Genomic DNA, 19,779 nt, shown 5'->3' on the forward strand with positions numbered 1-19,779 from the left:
TTATTACAAGTACATTGTATTACCGAGTAGTAAGGGTGTCAACTGTTTTCTTAATTTATTTTTGCAACCTCACGAATCATCATCAGTAAGAAAGCAAGCAGCAAAAGTATAATACCGCTCCAGATGAGCTGATGCGTACCCCATTGAGAAATAAACCAGCCACCGATCAATGTTCCTATCGTAATGCCAACATTAGAAAAGGAAACAAACAAACTGTTCCCGAATTCGGGAGCTTCTTTCGCATCTGTCATCAACAAGGCTTGACTTAAAATAAGTCCCCCGGAATGCACAGCTCCCCAAACAAATACGATAACCGCCATCGGCCAAAAATAAGAGCCAAAATAATAAGCGAATAAGTAAACTACCGCATATACGAGTAGAAACAGGATGACTGTTTTTGTCATGCTTTTGTTCACAAAGAACCCGAACAAAAAGTTCCCTGCAATCATGGTGACACCAAAGACCATCAACATGATACTAATCCAAGTACCGTTCATACGGGTGACTTCTCCAAGATATTCGGCAAAATAGCTATAAACTGAACTCATTGCAGTAAAGATCATCACCACGATCAAGATCGTTAACCACAATTGAGATTTGCGCAATATGCCGAGCTGCTTGCCGAAAGTCATTCTTTTCTTAACAGGCATAGAAGGAAGCCAGACAAGTATGCCTATAAAGGCAATCACGCTCACAACAGCTCCAAACAGGAAAGCTGCCCCCAGTGAAATTTTTGTGGCCAGATATGATGTTATCGGCACACCAAAAGCGAATCCGGCTGTTACCCCGGTCATAACTTGAGTGATCGCTTTGCCGCTCCTTTCGGGAGAAACAAGGCTGGCCGTGGTCGCAAGCGCAATCGAGAAAAAGATAGGGTGAAAAAAAGCTGGAATAATCCGGAAAGCCACCATAACTTCAAACTTGGTAGTATAGGCATACACAATATTAGAGATGGCAAACATAAGGATAGCGGCTAGTAAAATAACTTTGCGATTAACGCCGGAAGCGAGTAATGTCAGGAATGGGCCTGAAATGGCAACAATTAAAGCAAATGCACTTACAAGGTACCCTGCCTGTGAAGGTGTTATGTGAAATTTTTGAGTGACTTGGGGAAGCACACCGATCATGCCCATTTCTGTTGTAATGATGCCAAATATACCTAAAGCCAGAAAAAAGATAAACGAAGAGTGAATGTTTTTCATAATAGTGCCTCCCTATATACCTTTTAAGATGAAATCGACATTAAAAAATGGTCTGCAGCTGCAAGACCATTTTTTAGAATAAGTTACTGTTTGTTTGAAATCACATGATTAAGGAACTTATCTGCGTCACTATTAAATTTCCAAGTGACCCCGAACTTATCAACCAGCATTCCAAAGCACGAAGACCAAGGCGTATTGGATAACGGCATGATAACATAACCACCTACAGATAAATTGGAAAAGTAATTTTCCAGTGTCTGTTGATCATCATTAACGATACTGATCAGTATATTGTTGCCTTTAACCAGCTCGCCCGTTACACTCTTCATCGAAGGTAGAAGATCCGACATCATGATTTTCCCGCCCGCGAATTCGATTGAAGACTCCATGATCATATTTAACTCATTTTCAGGCAACGGGTAGTTTGGATCTTGCGGGAAATCTTTGAATTTAACTTTTTTTACTTCAGTCGCTCTTAAAGCCTCCGCATAAAATTCAATCGCTTGTTCTGCAATTCCATCAAAGTTTAAATATATAATAGCTGACATAAAGCAATACCTCCTTGATTGTTATACATGTAGTATAATTCATAAAAGGTGACAGCTGTATGTCACTGTTTATTCATGAAGTAGAGAAAAAGAGGGGCAAATATGGAAAAGGTTGAGAGATTAATATCTATCATCATGATCTTGCTGAAAAAGGATGTCGTTTCAACAACAGAATTCGCACAATTATTTAACGTTTCCAAAAGAACCATACTTCGTGACATGGAAACACTGAGTTTATCCAACATCCCCATCTATTCTGTCAATGGAGTTTATGGTGGTTACGGTATTATGGATGAATACAAGTTTGATAAACGCCTTTTAAGCAGCTCGGACTTGGAGAATATATTAACTGCACTGAGCGGATTGGAACAAATTCTAATTAGCGAAGAAGTTGAAGTGACGATAAAAAAAATAGAGGCAATGGTTAGTCCATTGTCTCCGAAAGGTTCAATCCAACTGTCATTTTATGATTGGGAGGGCCGATCTGAAATTCGTCAAACCTTGAAGAAGTGTCAAGAAGCCATATTAGCGAGAAGATTCATTTCATTTGATTATATTGATAAAAATGGCATGAGAACGAATAGAATGGTCGAGCCATACCAGCTTCATTTTAGTGAAACGAGTTGGTATTTGAAAGGATTCTGTTTGCATCGTATGAGATATAGAACGTTTAAGTTATCCAGGATCGATCAACTTCATATGGATGAAAAAACATTTAACCCTAGAGATTATTCGTTAGAACAAGCACATGAAGCAAGTTACCAACCGGAACTAGTGGCTGTAAGAGCGTTGATTTCGCCCAGCATAAAAGATCATTTCATTGAAAGGTATGGTCGAAAGAGTATTGAAAACTATAGTTCTGAACTTTTCCTGGCAACAATCCATGTTCCGCAAAACAGTATCGGATTTCGATTTTTAGCAAGTTTCGGTACAAACTTAGAAATCGTAGAGCCCAAATCATATGTTGAAGAATTTCGAAATTATTTACTTGCAATGGTGGATAAATACTCCTAAGAGGTCCCGTTTAACATCAAAAGCTGCTACAGATCCTGCGGACCTCTTCTACAATCTGATTTATGATAGCCTCTGCAGATTGGTTGGATGTTAGCATTCTAGTTCCTTGCCCTGCCCAAAGAGCCATGTATTCCGGATTGTTTTGGCGGGCAGAAGCATTTCTGATCTCTCGCGTTAATGTATTTTGGGTAGGGAAAGGCAGAGGTTTGATATTGGATGCTTCCCATTGTTTTATAAAGTCATTCTTTATTCCCCGTGCCGGCCGTCCGGAAAATGCATTTGTAATGACAGTGCTTTCCTCAGTGCTATCAAGTAATGCACGTTTATATACCTCATGTGCACCAGACTCCGCTGATGTCAAAAACCGTGTTCCCATTTGTACACCTTGTGCCCCTAAAGCAAGTGAAGCCACAACCCCTCTGCCATCCATAATTCCGCCGGCAGCAAGAACCGGAATATGGACATGATCTACTATTTGCGGGACGAGTGCCATGGTGCCGATGTTTGCCCCAGCGGGCTGAGATGATACATCAAAAGTTCCTCTATGTCCCCCTGCTTCACTGCCTTGTGCAACTATTACATCACATCCGCGTTTCTCCGCTTGAATAGCTTCCTCTACAGTTGTTGCATTCCCAATAATTTTAATACCTAACGCTTTGGCCTTCCGCATATGATGCTCAGAAAGTAATCCAAACGTTGTGCTGATAATCGGAACTTTTTCTTCCAATAAAATTCCAAACTGTTCTTCAAAATAATTAGGTGTACGTATTTCATCTTTAGCACGGTGTTTCACGCCCAGCGACTCTCGAATAGTATCCATCTCTTTGTTTACAGCATCAAAATTTATGTATTGATCAGGTCCAACATGAGCAAAAATATTTACGGCAAACGGTGCATGAGTCCGTTTTTTGATCTCGCGTACGGCCTCTCTTAGTTCTTCGGGGCTCATATAAGCAGCACCTAGGGTACCCAACCCACCTGCATTAGAAACAGCAGTGACTAGTGGTACCATATTTGTAATACCCGCCATCCCCGCGAGAACGATTGGATAACGGATATTGAAGCTTTCACAGAACTTAGTGTTTAATTGAATAGACATTGAGTGTCCTCCTCATCAATTCAGATTCCATTCTATATAAGTTTACATCCAGTTTATCTATCATGTATAATTCGTAAATCAGATGTTATATATCATGATTTCAGATAGTTCAGATAGATTGTTTTCTAAAGGGAGGGTCACCTTGGATATTCACTTGTTGGAGATTTTTATTCAAGCCGCTCACGAGGGGAGTATTTCCAAAACAGCAAAAAAACTAAATTATGCTCAATCCAATGTTACACACAAAATTCAACAGTTAGAGGCGGATTTCCAGACAGCTTTATTTTATCGTCACAAGAAAGGGATTACGCTTACTCCTTCCGGACAAGTTCTAGTCACATATGCTGAAAAGATTTTAAATACGATTAACGAAGCTAGGGCTGCAGTAGGAAGCAGTTCCAGCCCTTCCGGTCCTCTGGCTATCGGTTCCATGGAAACCACAGCAGCCGTTCGGCTCCCTTCTGTTTTGACACAATATCATTTAAAATATCCGAATGTAGATTTTTCTTTAACTACAGGTCCCACTGAAAAGCTGCTTCAGGGAGTCCTTCATTATGAATTGCAAGGGGCTTTTGTTTCCGGCCCGATTGAACACCCTGATCTAACAAAAGACAAAATTATCGAAGAGACGCTTGTTCTTGTAACTTCACCAAAGCATCCTTTAATACAATCGAGCCATGATATACAAAATCATACGATGCTGGTTTTCCCTAAAGGATGCTCATATCGCGCCAAGCTTAGCACATTCCTGCAAGAAGAAGGATTGTTGCCTGTGAAATTAATGGAATTTGGAACGCTTGAAACGATCATTGCTTGTGTCAGCGCAGGATTGGGCATTACTTTACTGCCCTATTCCATTATTGCTGATTATGAATTTCGGGGAAAAGTAACCTGCCACTCATTACCGGACAAGTATTCGTCAGTAACTACCATGTTTGTTAAACGAAAAGATACCCTGATTACACCGGCATTATCCGCTTTCTTGGACGAGACCAAAAATTCTCTAAATGCCGGATAGCTTTATACAAAACAGGTTCTTGTCCTCAGCTCGGGATAAGAACCTGTTTCTTAAACGACCACCCATTTAGAAAGAGAGGCAGTACGGAGCAATTAATTTTATTCTATAAAATCCTCTCTAATAAGTCCCCCACTTTTTCTGCCATTTCCCGCGGTGGATAAGGCATTTTATTTTTTAACCACCATTCCACAACACCAACGTAAGCATTTACAACAAATTCGACAACGATATCTTCACTTTGACCTAAATTTTTGCCATTGGTTACATCCACGTCTTTTTTGAACTCTTCGATATTATGTTGAACAAACCGGCTCCGAAAATACGTAGCACCTTCACTCGCCAACATCGTCGAAAAAAACAAATAGTTATTTTCCAGATATTCCATACAGTGCACAGTCGATTCGATCCAATCCATATCGGCTTCTGACTCACAAAGATCACTCATGTTATTGATATGTTCTTCCATAATCTTATCCAACAAATCGAATTTATCCAAGTAATGAAGATAAACCGTTGCACGGTTAATATTTGCCCTGTCGGAAATATCCTGAATGGTAATGTTATCGAAGTTTTTTTCTGACATCAATTCAAGAAATGCTTTTTTAATTGCTTCCTGAGTTCTAACTACTCTTCTATCCACTTTTGTCATGTTATTACCCTCATACCTTTCAAAAGATAGTCGACAATTTTTATTGATTTGTTGTTTAAACAATAAAATTGATTAAATTAACGATTTGAATGCCTTGTTTTCATTATTTTTGTACTTTAAATTATAGACAGATGTCGAGAATGCATCAATCGTAGTTTTATTTAGCTTGAAAGGATGGTATTTAACAGCATTTTATTGGAGATAGGAGTTGTTTTTTTTGGCTCAACGAACTAATTTATTGATATTCATATTGACCATCGGAGTTTTCGGCATTCTAAATACTGAAATGGGGGTTATTGGTTTATTGCCATCCCTTGCTGACCGCTTTAATGTCAGTGTAACTCAAGCTGGGCTGCTGGTGAGCGTTTTTGCTTTAGGTATCGCCATATCTGGCCCAATCATGCCTTTATTGTTTTCAGGAATAGATCGCAAGAAGGTTATGTTGCTTGTACTAGGAGTTTTCGTTCTGGGCAACATTGTATCCCTATTTACATCTAACTTTGCCATTCTTTTAATTGCCCGTATCATTCCGGCCTTTTTTCATCCCATTTATTGTTCTTTGGCATTTACAACAGCTGCTTCCTCAGTAAGTAAAGAAGAAGCTCCAAAAGCTGTGTCCAAAGTTTTTATAGGAGTATCTGCTGGCATGGTAGCAGGCGTACCGATCGCGAGCTTTATTGATAGTGCCTTTTCGTATGAAATGGCGATGGCATTCTTTGGTATTGTAAATGCCATTGTATTCATTGCTACTTTATTATTTGTACCATCTATGCCTGTTGCGGAAAGGCTTTCTTACGGCACACAATTTTCCGTATTAAAAAAACCAATTTTATGGATTTCCATTGTGACTGTCATTTTATTAAATTCAGCTGTATTTGGGGTTTATAGCTATCTTGCCGAATATCTGAAAGCAGTAACGAATATGTCTCCGAATACCATCAGTGTAACGTTATTCATCTTTGGTGGAGCCAATATGATTGGAAACATGATCGCAGGAAGGCTTCTTACTCATAATGCCACCAAATCTGTAGTATCTTTTCCTTTGTTATTGGCTGCTGTTTACATCATTTTATTCTTTACAGGACAATTTGCCGTGTCCATGGAAGTTATAACTTTCATTTGGGGAATACTGGCTGGAGGTTTAATGGCAAATATTAATCAATATCTGATTGCGTCTTCAGCTCCCGAAGCGCCTGATTTTGCCAATGGATTATTTATATCCTCCTGTAACGTAGGAACAACATTAGGTGCAGCTGTAGGCGGGTTATTTATATCAGGAATGGGTATACAATATGTCATATTGGTGGGAATCCTATCATTGATGTTAAGTTTTGCAGCTATTTTACTTAGAAACTACATGTTTGCTCTTTCTCAACAACTTTCTGGATAACGAATAAATTCAGGCCTGTCTATGTACACCTCGATCGGAATATTGTAAAGGGAGGGACCGGGCAAGGATCACTCCCTGCTCCGGTCCATTTCAATTTTTACTTCTTTAATATTCTCCTTTAATTACAAAAAACGAACCCCGAATCGTTCCAGCCAATTTAGACTTCTGCCTGGCAAACTTAAACTTCCCTTCTAACTCCTTTGGTACCTCCATCCCCTCAGAAAGCTTGAAACCAACAGCCCGCTTCTTAGGGTCATCAACCGTATACATGACATTGAGCCCCAGACCATCCTCATAAAAGACGTAGGCAAATTGGATATTTTCCACTTGAAACCTCGACGTTTCTAAAGGTTTGGCCGCAAACTCAAGATCACGTTGTTCTTTCAAAATTCGGTTCACATAATCAAGGGTCTCCTGGCTTTCACTAGCTTGTACAACCGTAAATTCATGCTTATATTTGTTCATAAAGTAACGGGCTTCATTAGCTCGTAAACCAGCCAGCGCTTCTGCTACTGGTGAAGACTCCAAGCCAACCGTAGACACATTTTTAAAATCAACGATATAGGACATTTCATTCCTCCTAAAAGTTTTGCAAGCGTTGCTTCTTAGATCGAGCTTCGAGCAAAACTCGCTCCGGAAGCATTCGCTTAAAGTTTTGCGAGCGTTACTTCCTAACAACAGGAATCCACATTTCGCCAAAAACTAAGCCGTTTCGCTGTCCCATCTCAACCGTTGTATTTGGCCCGCCAACATAGGCATAATCCTTTGCTTCCGCCAAGGCTTGACCAAAGGCAATGCCGGTAAGCGTATTACTCAACTCTTCAGCCGTCTTCCCTTCCCCTTTAACAACCAGGTATTCCCCTTTAGGAAATTGGATAACCCTGGTTGCTTCTGGCAGCGTTGCCTCCGTCATGACACCAGCATAATGCATCATCTTGTTATTCACCGCTTCGTTCACGGCAAAAATGTAGTCATTTGCGGCTATGTCCTTTAAAGTGTCAAGCCTTCCATCTTGTTTCACTGCCTGCCAAAAGTCTGCCTTTTCCTTGTTAATGCCGGCATAGTCTGTGTAATCGCTCTTCAGCTCAATTCCAATGCCTAAAACGGTAAAGCTGTCTTTTTCCTCAAGAGTATAATTTGCCATATTCAAAACCGTCCTTTTTTTAAGATTAATCAAATGATTTGTCTTTTCACTTGATGAGTTTATAATAATCATAAATCATGTCAAAAAATGAACCTGTTTAGGGGGGCCAGATGAAAAAAGTTGAACGGATTAATACCATCATGCGTTATGTCAACAACCGCGCCCACTTTACCATTTCTGAAATCATGCAAGAATTTAACATTTCACGTTCGACTGCTCTTAGGGATATTCGAGAAATTGAAGCCATGGGGTTACCACTAGTCGCTGAAGTTGGCAGGGATGGGGGGTATTTTGTCATGAACAACTCTGTCCTGCCCACGGTTCGCTTTACCGATAATGAAATTAAAGCTCTGTTTATTGCCTTTATGGCCACAAGAAATCAACAGCTTCCTTATCTGAAGAGCCGCCAGTCTTTAGCCGAAAAATTACTGGGCCTCATCTCGGAAAGCCAGCAGGATGACCTTGTTCTTTTAAATCAAATATTGCTCTTTGAAGGGACCAACCCACATAATCCCGATCTGCTTGATCTGTCAGACCTGCCCCATCCTATGTTGGAAAAACTCATCGAAATCCTTCTTTTGGACAGCTATTTATTGATTTCCATTCAGGAGGAGAAGGAAATAAAGTCTTATCCCATTGTTCTCCTGCATCTTTATCGGGAAAAAAGCTTATGGTTAATTGAAGGTTTTGACTTAGAGGAAGAAAAGAGGCGGATTATTCCTGTCGACAATCTGACCGATGTAGAACCATACCCTACGAAAAAAAGAGTAAGCAAGAAAAAAATTTTAGAAAAACTAACCAAGCAGGAAGAAGTCACCAACCTTGTCCTTGAACTTGGTCCAAAGGCGATTGCCCAGTTCAAAAAATATCATCCTTTAAAAATTTCACTTTCCTATACGAATCCTTACCAAACGACAGCCATTCTAAAGACTTTTATCAATGTTCATCATTCAGAAGAATTAACCGAAATCACAAATTGGCTGCTTTTCCTGGGCGGGGATGTCAAAGTCAGAGAATTGCCAGGTGAAGTCTTGGAAGGTGTACAGAAGAGATTACACTCATACTGCCCATAAGCAGTGCCGGCCAGGCATCAATCCATAGCAGATCAAAATGTTAGAGAAGATGCCTGATCACGCCGACAGCTTGTACAACTTCAATTGCAAGTTCTTGTCCTCCGACAATTCATTCATATGCTGACAATGCCAACAGAGCGATAGTGATCATTTCTTCGAGATCTTCACGGCTGGCCCCGTTCACGGCCTGGACCGTCATACCGTACACGAGAGTCGCGACATACCGGGCCAGGGCGACAGGATCGGCGTGCTTGGGCAAATCCCCGTCCTTCTTGGCTTGCTCCAACCGGGTACTTAGCGCTTTTTCGGTTTGAATGCGTAGATCGGTCAATAATTGTTTGATCGGATCGGATTCCTTGCTGTCCGTAAGGGCTCCTTTGATTGTTAAACAGCCTGGAGAATAATTGGGATCGAGCACCGAATCCGCCGTTGCACGAAGAAGCTTCTCGATGACTAATCGAGCTGTCGGTTCGTTCAGCGCAGCTGCTGTAGCTAGAATCGGTTCTTCGTTTATATAAAAATCAAGCGCCATGTGAAACAGGTTTTCTTTGCTGCCGAAGGTCGCATAAAAGCTTGAACGGTTGATCTTCATGGCTTCGGTCAGGTCGGACAACGAAGCTCCTTCATACCCTTTTTGCCGAAAAATCTCCACGGCACGCTCAAGCGCTTGTTTGATGTCAAATTCCCGCGGACGTCCGGCTGCCATAACCATCTCACCTTTCATAAATCAGATAAGTGATATTTTACTACACAGCTCGGAATTTGCAATGATTTCGGAAAATATGAAAAAGATCCAAACTGCCCGGTAAGATCGGTGGCAATCCGACCTCCTGGCAGTTTGGATCATTATGTTTGCATCACCCATTCCTCGTTCACCCGGCCTACTTTCGGAAACCGCTAGTGGTTAAACGCTCCCGCCTCCGTCGACATTCAGGGTTGCCCCGGTAATATAGCTGGCTTCAGGTGAGGCGATGTAAGCCACCAAACTTGCAATTTCGGATGCTCTGCCGTATCTTCCCAGCGGAACCATGTTTACGACTGAAGCAGAGGGGCCATTCGCAGGATTCATATCCGTATCGATCAATCCCGGTTGAATGTTATTGACTGTAACGCCTTGAGGCGCCAGATCGCGCGCCAGCGCCCGTGTCAATCCGGCTACCGCAGCTTTTGTCGAGACATACAGGCTGTTTCCAGTGAATGGATTAAATTCAGCGGCAACACTGCCAATATTGATGACGCGACCGCCTGGTTTCATTTGTGGGCCGGCAGCTTGAACGGCAACGAATACTGCCTTCATATTAACAGCAACCATTCGATCGAATTCTTCAAGATCAAACTGGTCGTAAGGCGTCAAGCTTGCAATGCCTGCATTATTTACCAGAATATCGATACCGCCAAATGCTTGGATTGCCTCTTCGACGGCACCTTTCACTGCCCCGGCATCGGCGCTGTCCGCGCGAATCGCCAAAGCCTGACCACCTGCGCTTTTAATTTCTTGTACCAGTTCATCTGCCTTGCTTTGTGCGCTGACATAAGTAAAAGCAACCGACGCACCGTCTTCTGCGAGCCTTTTCACGATTGCTGCGCCAATACCGCGAGCTCCTCCGGTGACCAATGCCTTTTTGCCGGCCAAGGGTTTATTCATTGTGCTTGTCGTATTCAAATGTAAAACTCCTCTCATTTACTTTTGAACCTTTCGGTTCATAATTAAGTATGAGGCTATTATGTACCTTTCGGTTCAAAATTGCAAGAATAATTTTTATGCTCGTTAGTGATCGATATCCGCACGATCCAAGCCAAACACCGACAACGCAGCGTTGATTGCTTAATGCGCCCGGCTCAGTATTCAGAAATCACAAATTGGCTGCTCTTGCTGGGTGAGGATATCAAGGTCTGAGTATTGCCAGATGAAGTCTCGGAAGGTTTAAAAGAGGATTGAAAAACGGATTTATTCATGGCTGGGCGGTCGGCCTTAGTGGAATGACCATTGACCTGACCCTGATTATCGCGCGGTAAACGCACGATGGGCCGTTCATATCCACTCCTTAGCATGCTTTTTTATTAATGAGATCATGCTTTTCATGGCTGGTGAAAGCCATTTATCTTTGTGGTAAGCAAAGTACGTTGAAACTGCAGCAAGATCAGATTCGACCTCTTCCCCGACTAATTTATGGCTTTCCAATTCCTCTTGTACCGAAAAATAAGGGACCATGGATATTCCTAAACCGCTTCTGACACATTGTTTAATCGCTTCGATGCTCTGAAACTCCAGACTTTCTTTAACTTTTATTTTCTTGTGATGGATATAGTCATTAAAAACTGCCTTATAACCGCAACTGCGTTCGGGATAAAGTACAGCCCCTAGTTCAAGATTCTTTTCAAGAGGCGGGCTGATCGTCACCATTTTTTCTCTTATCAGCTGTTCACTGTGGAGTTCGGGCATTTTCCATCCATCACTTTCCAATACCAATGCAATATCGATTTCTCCTGTTTGAAGACAAGCCAACATGTCTTGGAAATCAATTGTTTTGAGAGATAAATTCACATTCCGATATAATTTTTTATACTCGACAAGAAGAGATGGGACGCGATGAATCATAAGTGATTCCGATACACCCAGCGTAAGATCACCTGCAGGTTCGTTGTCTGTCGATAAAGCTTGATCGTATAATTCAATGATTTTTAAAGCATACGGAAGAAACTGTTCCCCGTAATGGGTTAGCATGACTTTTTTACCCAAACGATCAAAAACAGGTTTTCCGATCTCGGATTCCAACTCCTTGATATGTGCAGTGACGGAGGACTGGGCGTAACCTAGATGCTCAGCAGCTTTTTTAAATCCTCCTTTTTCAACAATCGTTTTTAGGGTTATGAGATGACGAAGCTCCACGGTTTCACACCTTTTTATTTAAATTAATGACATTGAAACACTCTATAATAGTTCATTATTAATGAACGTTTAATTCTGATATATCAATTTTACTGCACATAAAACTCTGATTTATAATGTACCTGTCTGCAGACAACAATTCAACCTCAGTTTATCGGAGGATGTGATCTTGCCGGGAACTCGAACTCTACAAAGGAGCGTGAATTCGAAAATGGACGACACAGGCAAGAAGAAGATTATTGAACACTTCCTCAGCCTTTATGGGCAAGGTCGATGGGGTGACCCTCAGAACACAGAACCGTTGAACGCACTTCTCGATATGCTTACCGATGATGTCGAGTGGTGGATGAGCGGACTTCCACACCCCGGGTTCATCACCAAGGATGTATTCCGATCGATGCTGGCCCCGCTGGACGACATTACTGACGGTCCACTTCAGATTGTCCCTACCGGTTGGACCATCCAAGAGGACCGTGTGGCAGTGGAGGCCTACTCAACGATGAAGCTGAAGAGTGGGCGTCACTATCAGAACCATTATCATTTTCTCTTTGAGCTCCGGGGCGATAAAATCGCTGTCTACCACGAGCATCACGACACGGCTCACGTTAACGACGTATTAGTCAATATCACGGATGGTGCCGAGAAATAAGCAGATTTTGCCCTTTATCTTTCGAAGCCCCTGCTTGCAGCAGGGGCTTCGAAAGATAGTCTTAGTAACCGTGTCAATCTTAATTGGCCAGCGTCAATTCTTTACCTATGCGGGACTTATGGCAGTTACACTAACGGTAAAATATTGCCTAAAACCCGAGCCTAAAACGAACAACGAACAGTGAAATAACCCAACTGTGCCTGCATACGGAGCAGCAGCAAACTTTTTCCCCTGTTCCTTGTTATTTGATCAGATGCCTCCTATATGTTAAGGGGGTTACACCCATAATCTCGCTGAAAATTTTACTGAAATACGACGGATTCGGAATCCCTACCCGGTAGCCGATTTCCGATAAAGGCAAGGTTGACTTGCGCAGCAATGAGCAGGCATGCCGGATTCGGGTCGCCCGGGTATAAGCAACAATGGTCGTGCCTGTCGATTCCTTGAACAAATGAGCCACATGGTAAGACGACAAATGAAGCTCGCCCGCCAGATCCTCCAACCGGAAAGGCTCCATATAATGTTTCTCAATCCACCCGATGATATCTTCTACATGATGATGGTGTTTTTTCAAAAAAGCCGATTCACCGTCAGGACTTTGCTTAAGCTGATGCACAAGACTGAGCAGAAAGACGCCCACATTTTCCTCGAATTCCACCTCTCTTATGCCGCCCATCTTTGAACTGAATTGCTTAAGCAGTGTTACAAACGGCTCGGTCTCCGCCATGGCGATCACCGGATGAACATTCGCCTGCTGCAGCGTTAATCGCTGGAAGAAGCTCTTCAGGCTCGGGAATTCGTGCAAATAGCCATGCAGCACAGCCGGCTCAAATGCCAGCACACTCCGTATAAAAGGCTCCTCCTCCGTCACCTGAATCTGAATCCGGTGCATCCGGAATGGCGGGAATACAAGCAGCGTACTTGGCTCGATCGAATACGATTTTCCGTCGATAATAAGCAGCCCTCTGCCCTCATGCACATAAGTAAGCTCCATTTGAGAATGGGCATGAAACACCTCGCGGAAATAGTCCGTTGATGTTCTGCGATACTCGTATTGAAACCAATTAGACTGAACCATCCGTTCTCCCGCCCTTTCAAGATAATCGCAAGATATAAACATTTTACCGCAAAATAGAGCGATAAAAATTCTCTTTTTCCATATATTCTAGTAACAATTCCACTAAAGGAGATGTCATTCGCTTGAATCAATCAGATGGCATGAATTATGCGCCGCAAGGCAAACCAAATCCGGTTGTGGCACCCGGGGAGTTTCAATTTGCAGCAATCGGGCTGGATCACGGGCATGTCTATGGCATGTGCAATGGACTTATCGAAGCAGGCGGGGAGCTTGTCTATGTGTACGATCCCGATCCGGAGAAGGTCGCCCGGTTTCTTCAGCGTTACCCTCATGTAAAAGCAGCCAATTCTGAAGAGGAGATTTTCGTGGATCCCCATATTCAGCTGGTTGCTTCGGCAAACATTACTTCTGAACGTTGCGCGCTTGGTCTGCGGGTGATGCGGGCAGGTAAAGATTATTTTGTTGATAAAGCGCCGCTGACGACCATGGAGCAGCTTGAAGATGCCAAGCGGGTTGCCGCGGAAACAGGACGCAAGTATATGGTTTATTACGGAGAAAGACTCCATTGCGAAGGAGCAATATTCGCAGGCCAACTCATCGGGCAAGGGGCGATCGGCCGGGTCGTTCAAGTCATGGGCTGGGGTCCTCACCGCCTCAATGCGAAAACTAGACCGGAATGGTTCTTTAAACGGGAGAAATACGGCGGTATTCTCTGCGATATCGGAAGTCATCAAATTGACCAGTTTTTAGCTTTTGCAGGGGCCAAGGATGCGACCGTGGAACGGTCCCGTATTGCCAACTACCATAATAAAGAATATCCGGAGTTAGAGGATTTCGGGGATGTTACGCTGACGGGCGATAATGGTGCTGCTGCCTATTTCCGCGTAGACTGGCTGACACCGGACGGACTAAGCGCTTGGGGAGACGGCCGGGTACTTATTCTTGGAACGGATGGATATATCGAAGTCCGCAAAAATGTCGATCTTGCCCTCAATACGGAGGGGGATCAGGTGTACATGGCCAATCACGAGGGAGAATTTCATTTTTCCGTAAGAGGCCAGGTTGGATTTCCGTTCTTTGGACAGTTGATCCTTGACTGTATCCACCGTACGGAGAATGCGATGACACAGGAGCATGCCTTCAAAGTTGCCGAGCTGAGTGTATTAGCCCAAAACCTTGCAATCCGAATGGAATAGGAGATGATGATACATTGTTGAAAATAGCCATTATTGGAGCCGGAGCAATCAGCAGAACCCATATCGAAGCTTATCTGGCGTTTCCGGAGAGATGCACAATCGTTGCTGTCTCGGATATTTATAAGGACAAGGCCGAGAGCCGTATTGCTCAGTATCAGCTTAACGAAGCAAAAGCTTACAGCGATTACAATGAACTGCTCGGCCAGGATATCGATCTGGTCTCGGTTTGCACTCCCCCTTACACTCATGCTGAAGTTACTGTCAACTTTCTGAGGGCAGGCAAGCATGTTCTGGTTGAAAAACCAATGGCCTCTTCTCTGGAAGAATGTGATGCAATGATTCAAGCGGCGGACGAAAGCGGCAAGCTTCTGTCGGTAGTCGCCCAGAACCGCTTCCGTACACCCATGATGAAGCTGAAGTCTGTACTCGATAGCGGGCTGATAGGCCCTGTCGTGCACTCGCAGGTGGATTCCTTCTGGTGGCGCGGCCATTGCTACTATGATCTGTGGTGGCGTGGAACCTGGGAAAAGGAAGGCGGCGGCTGCACACTGAACCATGCCGTCCATCATATCGACGCGCTGCTGTGGATGATGGGCAGGCCAACCGAACTTCAGGCATTCATGAGCAATACTTCACACGATAATGCGGAAGTAGAGGATTTGTCGATTGCGATTCTGAAATTCGCCGACGGCAGCCTTGGCCAAATTACGAGCTCCGTTGTCCATCACGGTGAAAAGCAGCAGCTTATTTTCCAAGGAAAAGAGGCCCGGATTTCCGCTCCATGGGAGCTGGTCGCTTCCAGTTCTATGGATAACGGATTTCCGACTCCGAATCCAACGCTCTCCGCGGAGATTCAAGCCTATTACGACAACCTGCCGGAGGTTGCCTATGAAGGGCATGCCGGTCAGATTGATAATGTGTTTTCCGCCATCGAGAATGGAGCCCCCCTGCTCATCGACGGGCAGAGCGGTCGGGCAACGCTGGAGCTGATCCTCGGAATCTACAAATCTGCCAGCACCGAGAATAAGGTACAATTCCCGCTTACAGCCGATGATCCGTTCTATACACGCAAAGGCATTCAGCAAAACGTGCCGCACTTCTACGAGAAAAGTTCTTCCGTCGACAATTTCCAGGACCGCTCGATTACGATGGGCAGCAGCCTGAAAAAAGTTTAAGCAGGGAAATAGAGGGGTTGTCCCCATGTCATGCGAACACTTTTGGGACAGCCCCTTTACTTCTAAATTTTAGCCCCAGGTGCTATACATCTCCTATTCGATATGTCAAACAGGAGGCGACCGGTCCTGAAGCATCGTCGAGTCGCAATCTTATCGGTTTATTGTTTCAACTATTCCAGACTAAACAGTCTATTCATGGGTACTTGCAGATCTTTAAAAACGATAGAGTGGATTATCTCTTGCTCCGTATACAGATTACGTATTTGGTAGCTGCCATTCTGCAGAGAATATACATGAACTGTCCGGTTTCCTGGATCGACAATCCAATATTCCTGTACCCCATGTACTATGATCAAGCTCGGCGGAACTAACCTTTTATCCCATTATAAGTTAAGTATTACTCAAAAGAAATCTGTTGTTCCAATTACAATATTTCAATGTACCCTTCTGTCCCATGCACGCGAATTCGTTGCCCGTCTTTGATCAGTTTGGTAGCATTCTCCACTCCGACAACGGCCGGTAAGCCATATTCCCGAGCGATCACTGCTCCATGGGTCATCAGTCCGCCAACTTCGGTGACCAGGCCTTTGATGGATACAAACAAGGGTGTCCAGCTAGGGTCCGTAAAAGCTGTGACCAATATATCTCCATCTTCCAGGTCAGCATCTTCCATTTTTAAGATGACACGTGCTCGTCCCTCTATCACTCCGGAAGAAACAGGCAGACCTGCAATCGCTTCGGCGGGGAGATTTTCTCGTTTGTATTCACCTGTTATGATCTCACCATCAGACGTGAGCACACGTGGTGGAGTTAGTTTTTCGTATAATTTGTACTCGTCTTTTCGATTGCTGATGATCTGGTAATCCAGTTTATTGGTGCGTACGACTTTGTGAAGTTCTTCAAAAGAGAGATAGTATATATCTTCTTTTTCATGAATAACGCCCGCTTGTACGAGCTGTTGTGCGTCTTTCAGCAAAGCTTGCTTATAAATAAAATAGCGGTTAACCATTCCGTATTTTGGATATTCCCGATAGCCTATGAAATTCCGGACCAGGTCGATCATTCGTTTTGTTTCTTTAGCCTTTTGTTCACCATCCGGTAGTTGCTTTAATCGCTCCAATAGCTCTTGTTCTTTGGCCAAAGCTTCCTGCCGCCCTTGCTCAAATTTCCGCTGGCTGGCATTAGGCGCAAAGTTTTTGACATTCCCCAGAATCAACGGGACAAGTGTAATTGGTTTTTCACTCCAACGAGTTCTCGTAATATCGATTTCTCCGGCACATCGCATTCCGTATTTGCTGAGATAATCATTGATCGCATCATGGGCTTCCTGCCCGCCCTCAAGCTTAAGCAACTCATCCATAAAGTAATCATCTTTTACCTGCTGCAAATATGCAACGACTTCCGGATAAGGACGAATCACATCCGCGACATCCAATAGCGCCAGACCCATTTCCGATGTAATATTGTTGGGTACAGATTGAGAAAGCGTATCTGCTGCGTTTTTTTCACCCAACCACTTGTTCATGTTTTCATTGATCCATGCTGAAGCATCCATAGCGGCCATAAACACAGCCGTACTTTGTGGGTCAAATAAGATCTTCTTTAATTGCTGCTGAATATCTTCCAGGATAAAATCGAATAAATCTGATCCGGATTTTGTTTGGATATTTTGTTTTAACTCTTCGATCGATGTTTGGCTTCTCTTAATCAAATTAGAAACGATGGCAGGATCGTTTTCGATTTGTGTTCGAGCACCTGCAGACGGCATAGCTTTATTGCTTTTAGCTGGTTCTTTTTCATCATTTGGTAACAATTTGATGAAATCCCGCTCGATTATGGTCATAAGTGCGTCTTTGAAGAGCGGATCGGATCCCACGGTATTTAATAAAGTTTCCCGGCCGACTGGTGTAGCCAACCTAGGTGCAACATCAACAAACAACCTTCCACCGGCTGTACGCATGGGTACAGGAGTCGTTAACAGCCAAACAGACAATCCCAACGGTTTCATGGGGTCTGTCATCATTTGTTGATGACCAACAGATAAATAGACGTGATTTTCTTGATCATTCTCTTCAGGGATCGGGTATAAAGTCGTGATGGGCCGGCTCTGGACAATATAAAAGGTATCATCAGCCAAACACCATTCGATATCTTGCGGCTGGCCGAAATAAGCTTCGATCTGTCTGCCGATGTGTGCCAGCTGTAAAATTTGCTCATCCGTAATGGTTTGAGTGTTTTGCTGCTCAGGAGCGATCTGCTGAGTCTCTGTTCCGCCTTCTTTTCGTCCATAGATCGCCAATTTTTTGGCTGCAATCCTCTTCTCGACGATTTCCCCTTCCCGTACTTTATAACCATCGGCAGATACCAAGCCGGAGACCAGTGCTTCTCCAAGCCCAAAACCGGCATCGATGGACAGCATCTTCCGGTTGGAAGTCATCGGATCAGCGGTAAATAAAATCCCTGAAGCCTGTGGGAAAACCATCCTTTGCACGATAACGGATAAATGAACTTGACTGTGGTCAAATCCATTTTGCATGCGGTAGATGACCGCGCGATCCGTAAACAGGGAGGCCCAACATTTGCGGATATGCTGCAAGATGGCATCGACGCCAATGATATTTAAATAGGTGTCTTGTTGACCGGCAAAAGAGGCATGCGGTAAATCTTCAGCAGTCGCACTGGAACGCACTGCATAAGCGTGTTTATCGCCAAACCGGGAGAGATACTGAGTAACTGCTTTCACCACATCGGAAGGAATTTCTGCTTCCATAAGGATTTGTCGAATCTGCCTGCTGATTTCACCAATTTGATCTCGGTCCTCTACTTTCAGCATGGTTAGTTGATCCAGCAAAGCATGAAACGTTTTGTTTTGTGCGATGGCTTTTTGATATCCCACGGTTGTAACACAAAATCCTTCTGGTACTTGTATTCCTTGAATTTTTGATAATTCCCCTAAATTTAACCCTTTTCCGCCAACAAGCATAAGCTGTGTTTTTTCCATTTCCTGAAAACCGAGAACCAAAGAACTCATTCAACATCTCTCCTAACCATTAAAATGAGAAAAAAACATTTGACATGAGTTTGCCGGCGTGGTAACATTAAAGTGTAAGATACGACTTTTATGTCTGTTCGATCGTGCGCAGTCGTGATCTGATTATATCATCGCATTTGTTCATGTGCAAATACAAAGAACCTGGTAAAGTTGTCCAGGTTCTTTTTTGATTTTCCTCCACTTCACGCATTGTGAAATCGTGATTGACAACGATCAAAGTGTGCTTCTATACTTGTTACCGAAACGGAATATCTAAAACCTATTTGGATGATGTGGACTTTTCTGGAGACTGGTCTCTATTTTTCGCCACACAAAGGCCTTACTGGTCATTTGTGTGGTTTTTTTGCGTTCAACAAAGGAGGATTATCATGAAGTTATGGCATTATGCATTCATTGTTTTTTTAGGAGGCTGCTGTTGTGGGATATTGTCTACATTTGGTGAATGTTCCCACCGCCTGAAGAGGCGGGGGGCTTCTTGTTTCGACGATCGCTGCCTTTCTGTAGGAAAGGTCTGACTGGATCTCTACAAGCGTTCGATGCGGCACGCATCCCGTTCGGGGCAAACCCTCCCTACGGTATTCGGTCCATCACGCTACGATGTT

General features: G+C 43.5%; 19 protein-coding genes and 1 pseudogene. 8 read left to right on the top strand and 12 right to left on the bottom strand.

The genetic code is table 11. The features are described 5' to 3' along the window. Window positions 1-50: 50 nt before the first annotated feature. Entirely contained in the window at window positions 51-1,202 is a 1,152-nt protein-coding gene (locus ACI1P2_RS28860; RefSeq protein WP_355323727.1) for an MFS transporter, read from the bottom strand. An 83-nt stretch (window positions 1,203-1,285) separates the two neighbouring features. Further along, window positions 1,286-1,750: a VOC family protein gene (locus ACI1P2_RS28865; RefSeq protein WP_355323729.1), complete on the bottom strand. Its 465-nt coding sequence runs from the start codon at window positions 1,748-1,750 to the stop codon at window positions 1,286-1,288. A gap of 102 nt (window positions 1,751-1,852) precedes the next feature. Between ACI1P2_RS28865 and ACI1P2_RS28870 the strand changes: the two genes are divergently transcribed. Then, window positions 1,853-2,764: a helix-turn-helix transcriptional regulator gene (locus ACI1P2_RS28870; RefSeq protein ID WP_355323732.1), complete on the top strand. Its 912-nt coding sequence runs from the start codon at window positions 1,853-1,855 to the stop codon at window positions 2,762-2,764. Between the two features lie 16 nt (window positions 2,765-2,780). Here ACI1P2_RS28870 and ACI1P2_RS28875 read toward each other — a convergent pair whose 3' ends face one another. Then, a complete protein-coding gene (locus ACI1P2_RS28875) occupies window positions 2,781-3,863 on the bottom strand; it encodes an NAD(P)H-dependent flavin oxidoreductase (protein ID WP_355323735.1) in 1,083 nt (360 codons plus the stop codon). A gap of 142 nt (window positions 3,864-4,005) precedes the next feature. On the opposite strand from ACI1P2_RS28875, the gene ACI1P2_RS28880 reads away from it, so the two are divergent. Further along, complete coding sequence (locus ACI1P2_RS28880; protein ID WP_355323738.1) at window positions 4,006-4,881, top strand: LysR family transcriptional regulator; 876 nt, start codon at window positions 4,006-4,008, stop codon at window positions 4,879-4,881. 103 nt (window positions 4,882-4,984) lie between these two features. Here ACI1P2_RS28880 and ACI1P2_RS28885 read toward each other — a convergent pair whose 3' ends face one another. After that, window positions 4,985-5,530, bottom strand: a complete 546-nt coding sequence (locus ACI1P2_RS28885) for a TetR/AcrR family transcriptional regulator (protein ID WP_355323741.1) — start codon at window positions 5,528-5,530, stop codon at window positions 4,985-4,987. 217 nt (window positions 5,531-5,747) lie between these two features. Between ACI1P2_RS28885 and ACI1P2_RS28890 the strand changes: the two genes are divergently transcribed. After that, the gene (locus tag ACI1P2_RS28890; RefSeq protein WP_355323744.1) at window positions 5,748-6,920 is read left to right on the top strand and encodes an MFS transporter; all 1,173 of its coding nucleotides are present in this window, start codon (window positions 5,748-5,750) and stop codon (window positions 6,918-6,920) included. Between the two features lie 105 nt (window positions 6,921-7,025). Here the strand turns inward: ACI1P2_RS28890 and ACI1P2_RS28895 are convergent, their stop codons facing one another. Further along, a complete protein-coding gene (locus tag ACI1P2_RS28895) occupies window positions 7,026-7,490 on the bottom strand; it encodes a phage tail protein (RefSeq protein WP_355323746.1) in 465 nt (154 codons plus the stop codon). A gap of 94 nt (window positions 7,491-7,584) precedes the next feature. Then, on the bottom strand, window positions 7,585-8,064 hold the full coding sequence (locus ACI1P2_RS28900; RefSeq protein ID WP_355323785.1) for a GyrI-like domain-containing protein: 480 nt from the start codon (window positions 8,062-8,064) through the stop codon (window positions 7,585-7,587). Between the two features lie 110 nt (window positions 8,065-8,174). On the opposite strand from ACI1P2_RS28900, the gene ACI1P2_RS28905 reads away from it, so the two are divergent. Then, complete coding sequence (locus tag ACI1P2_RS28905) at window positions 8,175-9,137, top strand: helix-turn-helix transcriptional regulator (protein ID WP_355323749.1); 963 nt, start codon at window positions 8,175-8,177, stop codon at window positions 9,135-9,137. Between the two features lie 109 nt (window positions 9,138-9,246). Here ACI1P2_RS28905 and ACI1P2_RS28910 read toward each other — a convergent pair whose 3' ends face one another. Both ACI1P2_RS28910 and ACI1P2_RS28915 read right to left on the bottom strand, forming a co-directional pair. After that, on the bottom strand, window positions 9,247-9,843 hold the full coding sequence (locus tag ACI1P2_RS28910) for a TetR/AcrR family transcriptional regulator (protein ID WP_355323752.1): 597 nt from the start codon (window positions 9,841-9,843) through the stop codon (window positions 9,247-9,249). Window positions 9,844-10,041: 198 nt separating this feature from the next. Continuing rightward, entirely contained in the window at window positions 10,042-10,800 is a 759-nt protein-coding gene (locus ACI1P2_RS28915; RefSeq protein ID WP_355323755.1) for a 3-oxoacyl-ACP reductase family protein, read from the bottom strand. A 272-nt stretch (window positions 10,801-11,072) separates the two neighbouring features. Here ACI1P2_RS28915 and ACI1P2_RS28920 point away from each other — a divergent pair. Beyond that, window positions 11,073-11,147, top strand: a pseudogene (locus tag ACI1P2_RS28920) (lysine transporter LysE); the annotation flags it as partial. 22 nt (window positions 11,148-11,169) lie between these two features. On the opposite strand, the gene ACI1P2_RS28925 reads toward ACI1P2_RS28920, so the two are convergent. Continuing rightward, window positions 11,170-12,027: a LysR family transcriptional regulator gene (locus ACI1P2_RS28925; RefSeq protein WP_355323758.1), complete on the bottom strand. Its 858-nt coding sequence runs from the start codon at window positions 12,025-12,027 to the stop codon at window positions 11,170-11,172. 301 nt (window positions 12,028-12,328) lie between these two features. Here ACI1P2_RS28925 and ACI1P2_RS28930 point away from each other — a divergent pair, with 301 nt between their 5' ends. Then, the gene (locus ACI1P2_RS28930; protein ID WP_355323761.1) at window positions 12,329-12,676 is read left to right on the top strand and encodes a nuclear transport factor 2 family protein; all 348 of its coding nucleotides are present in this window, start codon (window positions 12,329-12,331) and stop codon (window positions 12,674-12,676) included. 241 nt (window positions 12,677-12,917) lie between these two features. Here ACI1P2_RS28930 and ACI1P2_RS28935 read toward each other — a convergent pair whose 3' ends face one another. Further along, window positions 12,918-13,754, bottom strand: a complete 837-nt coding sequence (locus tag ACI1P2_RS28935; RefSeq protein WP_355323764.1) for an AraC family transcriptional regulator — start codon at window positions 13,752-13,754, stop codon at window positions 12,918-12,920. A gap of 122 nt (window positions 13,755-13,876) precedes the next feature. Between ACI1P2_RS28935 and ACI1P2_RS28940 the strand changes: the two genes are divergently transcribed. Beyond that, complete coding sequence (locus ACI1P2_RS28940) at window positions 13,877-14,950, top strand: Gfo/Idh/MocA family protein (protein ID WP_355323767.1); 1,074 nt, start codon at window positions 13,877-13,879, stop codon at window positions 14,948-14,950. A gap of 14 nt (window positions 14,951-14,964) precedes the next feature. After that, on the top strand, window positions 14,965-16,125 hold the full coding sequence (locus tag ACI1P2_RS28945) for a Gfo/Idh/MocA family protein (protein WP_355323770.1): 1,161 nt from the start codon (window positions 14,965-14,967) through the stop codon (window positions 16,123-16,125). A 170-nt stretch (window positions 16,126-16,295) separates the two neighbouring features. On the opposite strand, the gene ACI1P2_RS28950 is transcribed toward ACI1P2_RS28945, so the two are convergent. Next, window positions 16,296-16,481 carry a Uma2 family endonuclease gene (locus ACI1P2_RS28950; RefSeq protein WP_355323773.1) on the bottom strand — a complete coding sequence of 62 codons (186 nt, stop codon included), beginning with the start codon at window positions 16,479-16,481 and terminating at the stop codon, window positions 16,296-16,298. A gap of 68 nt (window positions 16,482-16,549) precedes the next feature. Further along, window positions 16,550-19,156, bottom strand: coding sequence for a phosphoenolpyruvate synthase (gene ppsA, locus ACI1P2_RS28955; protein ID WP_355323776.1), 2,607 nt, complete (start codon window positions 19,154-19,156; stop codon window positions 16,550-16,552). Window positions 19,157-19,779: the final 623 nt, after the last annotated feature.

This window comes from Paenibacillus jiangxiensis (genome assembly GCF_046098255.1).
GTDB classification, from domain to species: Bacteria; Bacillota; Bacilli; order Paenibacillales; family Paenibacillaceae; genus Paenibacillus; species Paenibacillus jiagnxiensis.